A 9,076-nucleotide genomic window follows, 5' to 3' on the forward strand; every position below is an offset into this window, starting at 1 on the left:
GTCGCCAAGACGGCCGGTCTGACCCTGCGGGAGCTCCGCGAACGCCTGACGATCTCCTTCGCCAAAGTCGCCGAGTACCAGAAACGCGGCGTCGTCCACTTCCACGCCGTCATCCGCCTCGACGGGCCGGACGGACCAGGCGCACCGCCTCCAGCCTGGGCGACGGCGGAGATGCTGACGCACGCCATACAACACGCCGTCCGAGCAGTGACCGTAACCGTTCCCGCAGCAGGCGACGAACCCGCGCGCATCCTGCGCTGGGGACAACAGCTCGACGTCCGCCAGATCACCATGGACGGCGAACTCTCCGACCAGGCCGTGGCCGGCTACATCGCCAAGTACGCCACCAAAGCCGCCGAGTGCGTCGGCACCCTGGACCGACGCATCAACCCCCTCGACGACCTGACCGCCTTCAACCTCCGCGACCATCCCCGCCGCCTCATCGCCGAATGCCAGCGCCTGAGCGCCCTCGACGAACTGGCCGACCTCCGCCTTGCCCACTGGTCCCACATGCTGGGCTTCCGCGGCCACTTCTCCACCCGCTCCCGCCACTACTCCACCACCATCGGCTCCATCCGCGACGAACGCCGCGACTTCGCCCGCACCAAAGAGATCACCACCGGACGCCTGCCCCTCTTCGACGAGGACACCGTCCTCGTCATCACCAACTGGGAGTACGCAGGCAAGGGGCTGTCGCTCGGTGACGCCATCCTCGCAGCCGCGTTGACCGGTGTGCCTCTGGCCGATCCCGGACGGCATCCATGAAGACGCTCGATCCCCTCTGGACGGTGGATGAGGTCGCCGCCTATCTCCGAGTACCGGCCGGAACCCTCTACCAATGGCGCTGCAGAAGGATCGGACCGCCCGGTCGTCGGATCGGCAAGCACCTGCGCTACCTCCCCGAAGATGTACGCGCCTGGGTCCGGGAGCAGACATGACCGTCTACGACCGGTGGCACAAGGCCCATCCCGATCCCGGAGAGACGAAGTGCTCCGAGCACAAGCGTGTGCCGACCGCCAAGCACGGACAGGGGGTGCGCTGGCAGGTTCGCTACCGGAACGAGAAGGGCGAGCAGCGCAAGCGCAACTTCGAGAAGAAGGCCGACGCTGACCGCTTCGACGTGACGCGTCGTGCCGACGAACCGCGTGGTGAGTGGATCGACCCCAAGCTCGGCCAGACCAGGTTCCAGGTGTACGCGGGGACGTGGCTGGCCTCTCGGCTGCACAAGCCCGGAACCTCGATGACCTACGAAGGGCACCTGAAGAACCACATCAACCCGGTGTTCGGCCTGGTTCCCCTGATCTCCATACGGCCTACTTCGGTGCAGAAGTGGGTGAAGGACCTGCACGTGAAAGGCCTGGCCCCGCGCACGGTCGAGACCATCTATGTGATCTTCTCCAGCATCATGCGCGGAGCTGTACGGGACGGCATGATCCGCCGCTCCCCCTGCGTCGACATCCGCCTGCCAGAGCCGGACAAGACCACGATCCGGCTCCTCTCCCCCACCGAGGTGCTCGCGCTCTACCGGGCCATGCGGCCCGACTACGCGCCGCTGATCCTCCTGGGCGCCACGGCCGGTCTTCGACAAGGAGAAGCGCTCGGCTTGGCCGTCGACCGGATCGACTTCGCCGAGGGCATGCTGACCGTGGACCAGCAGGTCGTGGTGATCGATCGGCGTCCGACATTGGCTCCGCCGAAGACAAGAGCCTCTGTCCGCGACGTTCCCATCCCGGCCGTTCTCGCCCGTGCGCTGGCCGAGTACATCGATAGGCACAAGCCTGAGGACGTGCTCTTCCGGACGACGCGCGGGAACCTGATCCGGCGCGACTACTTCAACGCCGACATCCTGAAGCCCGCGATCTTCTCAGCGGGGGTACCGGTGGACATGACGTTCCACGATCTTCGGCACACCTTCGCCAGTACGGCGCTCGCCGAGGGCGTGCCCATCTCCGAGGTGTCCCGGTGGCTCGGGCACGAGTCCATCACCACGACCGTGGATCTCTACGGGCATCTGGTTCCGGAGGCGTCCGAGCGGGCTCGCACGGCCCTGGACCACGCCTTCGCCGCGGCGGGCGGGCTCACATGAATGTGCCCCCAATGTGCCCTCCGGCTGCTTTGATCTTGCTCAGCGAAGGCTTCACAGCAGGTCAGAGGAGGACAGGGCGGACGAGTCGGCCTGTAGGCCGGGTTTTGTCCTTCACTTGCGTGAAGAGGCGACCATCCATCTAGGACCGACGTTGCCGTCGGCCTCAAGCAGTCTACCCGCGCGGCTCGGGCGGGCAGCCCTCAAGCGTCGCGCGCGGGACACTCCGGAGAGCATCCCTTCTTGACCTTGCTCCGGGTGGGGTTTACCGAGCCGCCCACGTCACCGTGGGCGCTGGTGGTCTCTTACACCACCGTTTCACCCTTACCTCGTCTTGCGAGAGGCGGTCTGTTCTCTGTGGCACTTTCCCGCGGGTCACCCCGGGTCGGCGTTACCGACCACCCTGCCCTGTGGAGCCCGGACCTTCCTCGGCGAGTCTCAGAAGAGACCCGACGCGGCCGCCCGGCCGGCTCGTCCGCCGTATTACAAGCCTAACGGCTCCCAAGTGGACTCCAACCGAGCGGCAAGTCGTCTGCGCTGGAATATGGATCAAGCGAGACGGGACGGACCAGACCGGGGGAACCGATGAGAGCACCGTTGACCGGCGAGACGGCCGGTCCCGCGCGCCGCGAGGGGTACGGCCGGCGCGGGGAGCGGGTGTTCCACCGCCCCCGCGGCCGAGGTCTGTCGTGGACGTGAGACCGCCGGCTCAGCGCAGGTGCGAGGTGTCGTTGAACGCCTTCACCACCGCCGGGCCGTCGGCGTAATACTCGATCAGGGACAGGGCTGACAGGTCGAGATGCATGCGGTACAGCGCGTCAAGGGGAGCGAGCAGCGCGAACCGCAGAAGCATCTTGATCGGCGTGACGTGGGAGACGGCGAGGACCGTCTTCCCCTCGTAACGCTCGATCAGCAGGTCCCCGGTCGCCTGGACCCGCCGCGCCGCCTTCCCAAAACTCTCCCCACCCGGCGGCGCGGCGGACGGGTCCGCCAGCCACGCGGCGAGTTCGTCGGGCCAGCGGCGCTGGATCTCCGTGAACGTGTGACCTTCCCAGTCTCCGAAGTCGGTCTCCCGCAGACCCTCCTCGACGACGACCTCAAGCCCCGCCCTGGCCGCGATGATCTCCGCAGTGGCGCGGGCGCGCTTGAGCGGCGAGCTGACGATCACCTGGATGCCGTACGGCTTCCCGGCCAGTTTGGCCGCGGCGGCCTCGGCCTGAGCGATGCCGTTGGGCGTGAGCTCGGGGTCTCCGAGCCCGGAGAACCTGCGCTCGACGGAGAGCGGCGTCTCGCCGTGCCGGAGCAGGTACAGCGAGGTCGCGACGGAGGTGGCAGGGCGCCAGCCGCTGCTCGGAGCCGTGGGGGTGGCCGTCCGGCCCGCCCTCTCATGCGCGGCGCTCCCGGCAGCGCCGGAGTCGCCGCTGCCGAGGTCATCGGTCTCCGGGACACCGCCGCCGAGGTCGCCGGTGTCGAAGAGGAGGAGGTCCTCGGCGGGGGAATCGCTTCCGAGAGCGCCGCTTCGGGTTCCCGAGGCGCCGTCTCCGGACGTCCCGCTTCCTGAGGCACCGTTTCCAGACGTCCGGCTTCGGGAGGCGCCGCTTTCGGTGGCCCGGCCGCCGGGAGCCGCCGTGGCGGAAGAGGCCGAGGAGGCCGAGAGGGTCCAGGGGCGGCCCTTGGCGGCGGCGTCCATGGCCTCGTTGGCCAGGCGGTCGGCGTCCTTGTTCTTCTCGCGGGGAATCCAGCGCCAGGTCACCTTGAGACGCCTGGCGAGGGCCGCGGCCTCCAGGGCGAGCGGGCGCAGGCCCTCGTTCTTGATCTTCCACCGGCCGGCCATCTGCTCGACGACCAGCTTGGAGTCCATCCGGACCTCGACCTTCGCGCCGTCGCCCGCGAGGGCGAGGAGGGAGGTCAGGCCCGCGATGAGCCCACGGTACTCGGCGACGTTGTTGGTCTGGGTGCCGATCGACTCGGCGGTCTCGACCAGCACCTGGCCGTCGGCGGCGTCCTTGACGACGGCGCCGTAACCGGCCGGGCCCGGGTTGCCCCGCGAGCCGCCGTCGGCCTCGATGACGTACGAGGTCACAGAGGTCACAGGCCGGACTCGGCGGTACGGACGAGGATCCGGCGGCACTCCTCGCAGCGGATGACCTCTTCGTGGGAGGCGGCCTTGATGCGGTTGATCTCGGCGATGGACAGGCTCGTGCGGCAGCCGAGGCAGCGGGCTCCCTGGAGCATCGCGGCACCCACCCCGAACTGCTCCTTGAGCTTCGCGTAGAGGGTGAGCAGGTCGGCCGGGATGTCCTCGGCGACCTCGGCGCGCTTCCCCTGGAGCTCGCCCTTCTCCTTGTCGATCTCGGCGAAGACGGCGTCCCTGCGGTCCTCGGCGGTGCCGCGGGTGCCCGCGAGCTCGTCGCGCTCGGCCACGAGCCTGGTGACCTGCTCGTCGGCCGACTCGCGGCGCTCCATGATCTCCAGCACGACCTCCTCCAGATCGCCCTGCCTGCGCTTCAAGGAGACGATCTCGGATTGGAGGCTGGCCAGGTCCTTGGGCGAGGACACCTGGCCGGAGTCGAGGCGCTTCTGGTCGCGCTCGGCGCGGGTGCGGACCGAGTCGACGTCCGCCTCGGCCTTGCTCTGCTCGCGGGCGAGGTCGCCGGACTCGGTCTCGGCGGCGATCACCTGGGTCGCGATGCGGGCGATGCGCCCGGAGAGCTCGTCGATCTGGGCCAGCTCGGGAAGGGTACGGCGGCGATGGGTCAGCCGGTCGATGGCGGAGTCGATTTCGGCCAGGTCAAGCAGACGCTTCTGGGCCGCAGGGGCTGCTTTCACGTGAAATCCTCGCACTTTGCTGTTGTGTTCCAGGCGTCCGTGACCGTCTCGGATACGCGCGTCTCAACAGTAATCCCCCTGGCGGCCGCTGCGGACGCGAGATGGCGTGCCGCGTCGGCGAGCCATGGCCATTCGGTGGCCCAGTGGGCCGCGTCGATCAGCGCGGGGCCACCGGAGACCTCCATGAACTCGCTGGCCGGGTGGTGGCGCAGGTCGGCGGTGAGGAAGACGTCCACCCCGGCGGCGCGGGCCGTCCCGAGGAGGGAGTCTCCGGATCCGCCGCTGACCGCGATCCGCTGGACGGGGCGGCCAGGGTCTCCGGCGACCCGCAGGCCGCCCGCCGTGGCGGGGAGCCCGCGGGCGGCCTGCCGGGCGAACTCGGCGAGGGGGACGGGGGCGGGCAACGAGCCGACGCGGCCCAGGCCGCGCCGGGGGTCGTCGGCGGCGGGACTGAGGGGGACCAGCGGGCCGGTCAGGCCGACGGCGCGGGCGAGCGCGTCGGAGACGCCGGGGTCGGCGACGTCGGCGTTGGTGTGGGCGGTGAAGAGCCCGATGTCGTTCTTGATCAGCGTGTGGATCAGGCGGCCCTTGGAGGTGGTCGCCGCGACGCTCGTGGTGCCGCGCAGGTAGAGCGGGTGGTGGGTGACGACGAGGTCGGCGCCCCAGTCGAGGGCCTCGGCGGCGACGGCGGCCACCGGGTCGACCGCGAACAGGATCTTGCGCACCTCGGCGGCGGGATCCCCGCAGACGAGCCCGACCGCGTCCCACGACTCCGCCCATCGCGGGTCGTAACGGGACTCCAGCTCTGTGACGATGTCGGCAAGCGTAGGCACGTGCGCAGACTACCGGCCTTCCCCGGACGGCTCGTCACCACGGCGCCGCGCCCCGGACCACTCGTCACAGCGCCCACCCGTACCGCTCGCCATCACAGCAGTGCCACCCCGAACGGCTCACCACAGCACCCCACCCCGGACCGCTCATCACCACAGCACCCCACCCCGAACGGCTCGCCACCACAGCGCCCCACCCGTACCGCTCGCCACAGCAGCAGCGCCACCCCGCACGGCTCGCCGCGGCGGCTTCCCCGGCGCGGGCGGATCGCCTAGCGTAAGTGGCTACTGACACCCGGAGGGCGTGCGCATGAGGCCTAATGTCGCGATCATCGGTGCCGGATTCGGCGGGCTGTGCATGGCCATCCAGCTGGAGAAGGCCGGCATCCGCTCGTACACGATCTTCGAGAAGGGGGCCGACGTCGGGGGAACCTGGCGCGACAACACCTATCCGGGGGCGGGTTGCGACATCCCCTCACATCTCTACTCCTTCTCCTTCGAGAGATACTCCAGCTGGACGCGCCGCTACCCCGGACAGCCGGAGATCTTGCGCTACCTGGAGGGGTGCGCCGACAAGTACGGCCTGCGTCCCCGCATCCGGTTGAACACGACGGTCGTCGCCGCAACCTTCGACGAGTCCCTGGGCAGGTGGCGGGTCCGCACGACGGCCGGGGACGAGCTGTTCGACGTGGTGGTGTCGGCCGTGGGGCAGCTCAACCGGCCCCAGTTGCCCGACATTCCGGGAATGTCATCATTCGACGGTCCGGCCTTCCACTCCGCGCGCTGGGACCATTCCGTCGGCCTGGCGGGCAGGCGGGTGGCCGTGATCGGGAACGGGTCGTCGGCGGCGCAGTTCATCCCGAAGGTGGCCGAGGTGGCCGATCACCTGGACGTCTTCCAGCGGACCCCCAACTGGGTGATCCCCAAGCCGGACTCCGCCTTCGGCCCCGGCGCGCGGACGGCCTTCCGCCGCGTGCCGTTCCTGCAGCGCGCCTACCGCGAGTGGGTCTACCGGTACGCCGAGCACACCCTCCACCCCGCCCTGGCCGGGGGCTGGAGCTCGGACCTGCTGCGCAGGCGGGCCCTGGGGCACCTGCGCGAACAGGTCCCCGACCCCCTGCTGCGGGCCAGGCTGACCCCCGACTACCCGGTCGGCTGCAAGCGGGTCGTCATCGACAGCGGCTTCTATCCCGCACTGACCCGTCCCGACGTGGACGTCGTCACCGACAGGATCACCCGGATCGTCCCCGGCGGCGTGGAGACCTCCGCCGGGCTCCGCGAAGCCGACGTGATCGTCTACGCGACCGGTTTCGAGACCTCGGAGTTCCTGACCTCCATCCAGGTCACCGGGCGCGGGGGGCGGCACCTGGCCGAGGAGTGGAAGGACGGCGCGGAGGCGTACCTGGGCATCGTCGTGCCGCGCTTTCCCAACCTGTTCCTGCTCTACGGCCCCAACACCAACCTCGGCCACAACTCGATCGTCTTCATGATCGAATGCCAGGTCCGGTACGTCATGGGCTGCCTGCCGCACCTGGCCGCGCGCGGGCCGATGGAGGTCAGGCCGGAGGCGATGGCCACCTGGCGGCGAAGCCTCGACCGCGCCATGGAGGGCATGGTCTGGCAGGCGGGCTGCACGAGCTGGTACAAGAACGCGGCGGGCCGGGTGACCGCCAACTGGCCCGGCACGACGAGCACCTACCGCCGCATCACCAGGACCCCGCGCCCGGAGGCCTTCCGCTTCGCGCGCTGACCCACCCGCGCACCGGACCCATGCCCCCGTACGGAGGTACGGAAGTACGAGACGGGCCGGAGGGCCGATACCGTCGTGGCGAACGAGAGCCGTCCGCGTAGAAGGGCCCGCCCGTGTCCGCCGACCTCCACAGCGACTCCGTGGTCGCCGATACCCACAACGACCTGCTGATGGCCGTCACCGCCAGGCCCCCTCGGCGGTGGGCCTCCTTCTTCCGCGAACGCTGGCTGCCCCAGCTGCGCGAAGGAGGGGTGAACCTCCAGGTGCTGCCGGTCTTCATCGACGACCAGTACCGCCCCGAGGGCTCGCTCCGGCAGACCCTGCGCATGATCGAGTGCGCGCACGTGCTGGCCGAGGGCAACGCCGACGCCGTACGCCTCTGCGTGGACGGCACGCAGATCGACGAGGCGCTCGCCGAGGGCAGGATCGCCCTGGTCCTGGCACTGGAGAGCATGCCGGGACTGGACGCCGCCGTCGAACTGGTGCCGACGCTGCACCGGCTCGGCGTGCGGGTCGCCTCGATCGCGCACTGGGGCCGTACGGCGCTGGCCGACGGCAGCGGCGAGGACGCCACCGGCAGCAGGCTCACCGCGGCGGGGGTGGAGACGGTGCGGGAGATGGAACGCCTCGGCATGATCTTCGACGTCTCCCACCTGGGCGCCTCCGGGGTGGAGCACGTGCTGGAGCTGGCGACCCGGCCGGTGATGGCGACCCACTCCTCGGCCCGCGCGCTGCGCGACCACCACCGCAACCTCACCGACGCCCAGATCCGCGCGGTCGCCGCGACCGGCGGCGTGGTGTGCGTCAACTTCCTGGCGGCCTTCCTCTCCGAGGATCCGGCCGAGTACACCCTGGACCGGCTGGTGGACCACATCGAGCACGTCGCGAGCGTCGGCGGGATCGACCACGTGGGACTCGGCCCCGACTTCATCCGCGAGATCATGCACGACGTGACCCCCCCGTGCTGCGAGATGGACGGCTACGGCGTCGACACCCTCGCCGCCCTGCCGGGGCTGTCGGGCCCGAGCGGGCTGCCCCTGGTCACCGACGCCCTGCTCAAGCACGGATTCGCCGACGAGGAGATCGTGAAGATCATCGGAGGGAACGTGCACCGGCTCTTCCGCGCCGAGCTGGGCAGGCCCGCTTGAGCGAGCCCGCCGAGGGCACCCCCGAAGGGGGACCGGACGACGACCTCGGCCGGTACGGGCGGCTCGGGCGCCGGGCGGGGCGCCCCGGGGCGGGGCAGGGGGGCGGATGACGGGTGACTCCCACGGTGGCGGGGTGCGCGTCGTGGAACTGGTCGAGATCGGCGAGTTCGAGGACGTCCAGCGGCTGTTCGACGGCATCTGGCACCCCGACCCCGCCAACCCGCCGATCACCGTGGAGATGATGCGGGCGCTGTCGCACGCGGGCAACTACGTGGCCGGAGCGTACGAGGGCGGGACGCTGGTGGGGGCGTCGGTGGGGTTCCTGGGCGCTCCGGCCGGACAGGTGCTGCACTCGCACGTCACCGGCGCCCTGGCCGGGCGCGGGATCGGGTTCGCCCTCAAGCTGCACCAGCGGGCGTGGGCGCTGGAGCGGGGC

General features: G+C 70.4%; 8 protein-coding genes, 1 other RNA gene and 1 pseudogene. 6 read left to right on the forward strand and 4 right to left on the reverse strand.

Annotation, left to right across the window (positions count from 1 at the left end):
• The 3 genes from ACSDR0_RS47985 to ACSDR0_RS47995 all read left to right on the forward strand — a co-directional run.
• Positions 1-765, forward strand: a 765-nt coding sequence (locus ACSDR0_RS47985) for a replication initiator (protein ID WP_435295674.1), incomplete at its 5' end; no start/stop codon positions are given.
• Positions 762-938, forward strand: a complete 177-nt coding sequence (locus ACSDR0_RS47990) for a helix-turn-helix domain-containing protein (RefSeq protein ID WP_435295675.1) — start codon at positions 762-764, stop codon at positions 936-938. The genes ACSDR0_RS47985 and ACSDR0_RS47990, both read left to right, overlap by 4 nt.
• Positions 935-2,086 (forward strand): tyrosine-type recombinase/integrase, encoded by a 1,152-nt coding sequence (locus ACSDR0_RS47995; protein WP_435295676.1) that lies wholly within the window; start codon positions 935-937, stop codon positions 2,084-2,086. The genes ACSDR0_RS47990 and ACSDR0_RS47995 overlap by 4 nt, the downstream gene beginning before the upstream one ends.
• 77 nt (positions 2,087-2,163) lie before the next feature.
• On the opposite strand, the gene rnpB is transcribed toward ACSDR0_RS47995, so the two are convergent.
• The 4 genes from rnpB to ACSDR0_RS48015 all read right to left on the reverse strand — a co-directional run bounded on the left by rnpB (position 2,164) and on the right by ACSDR0_RS48015 (position 5,745).
• Positions 2,164-2,557, reverse strand: an RNA gene (rnpB, locus tag ACSDR0_RS48000) — RNase P RNA component class A.
• Between the two features lie 235 nt (positions 2,558-2,792).
• Positions 2,793-4,166, reverse strand: a complete 1,374-nt coding sequence (locus ACSDR0_RS48005) for a bifunctional RNase H/acid phosphatase (protein WP_435295681.1) — start codon at positions 4,164-4,166, stop codon at positions 2,793-2,795.
• Positions 4,167-4,171: 5 nt separating this feature from the next.
• The gene (locus tag ACSDR0_RS48010; RefSeq protein WP_435295677.1) at positions 4,172-4,912 is read right to left on the reverse strand and encodes a zinc ribbon domain-containing protein; all 741 of its coding nucleotides are present in this window, start codon (positions 4,910-4,912) and stop codon (positions 4,172-4,174) included.
• Positions 4,909-5,745 carry a Nif3-like dinuclear metal center hexameric protein gene (locus ACSDR0_RS48015; protein WP_435295678.1) on the reverse strand — a complete coding sequence of 279 codons (837 nt, stop codon included), beginning with the start codon at positions 5,743-5,745 and terminating at the stop codon, positions 4,909-4,911. Before ACSDR0_RS48015 ends, ACSDR0_RS48010 begins: the two co-directional genes overlap by 4 nt.
• Positions 5,746-6,052: 307 nt before the next feature.
• On the opposite strand from ACSDR0_RS48015, the gene ACSDR0_RS48020 reads away from it, so the two are divergent.
• The 3 genes and pseudogenes from ACSDR0_RS48020 to ACSDR0_RS48030 all read left to right on the forward strand — a co-directional run.
• Positions 6,053-7,492, forward strand: coding sequence for a flavin-containing monooxygenase (locus ACSDR0_RS48020; RefSeq protein ID WP_435295679.1), 1,440 nt, complete (start codon positions 6,053-6,055; stop codon positions 7,490-7,492).
• A 113-nt stretch (positions 7,493-7,605) separates the two neighbouring features.
• Positions 7,606-8,640, forward strand: a complete 1,035-nt coding sequence (locus ACSDR0_RS48025) for a dipeptidase (protein ID WP_435295680.1) — start codon at positions 7,606-7,608, stop codon at positions 8,638-8,640.
• A 106-nt stretch (positions 8,641-8,746) separates the two neighbouring features.
• Positions 8,747-9,076, forward strand: a pseudogene (locus ACSDR0_RS48030) (GNAT family N-acetyltransferase); the annotation flags it as partial.

This window comes from Streptosporangium sp. G11, from assembly GCF_051192615.1.
GTDB lineage: Bacteria > Actinomycetota > Actinomycetes > Streptosporangiales > Streptosporangiaceae > Streptosporangium.

Bases quoted from the DNA above. Each gene is read 5' to 3' on its own strand.
- ACSDR0_RS47990 (WP_435295675.1), top strand. From the start codon at position 762: ATGAAGACGCTCGATCCCCTCTGGACGGTGGATGAGGTCGCCGCCTAT.
- ACSDR0_RS47995 (WP_435295676.1), top strand. From the start codon at position 935: ATGACCGTCTACGACCGGTGGCACAAGGCCCATCCCGATCCCGGAGAG.
- ACSDR0_RS48020 (WP_435295679.1), top strand. From the start codon at position 6,053: ATGAGGCCTAATGTCGCGATCATCGGTGCCGGATTCGGCGGGCTGTGC.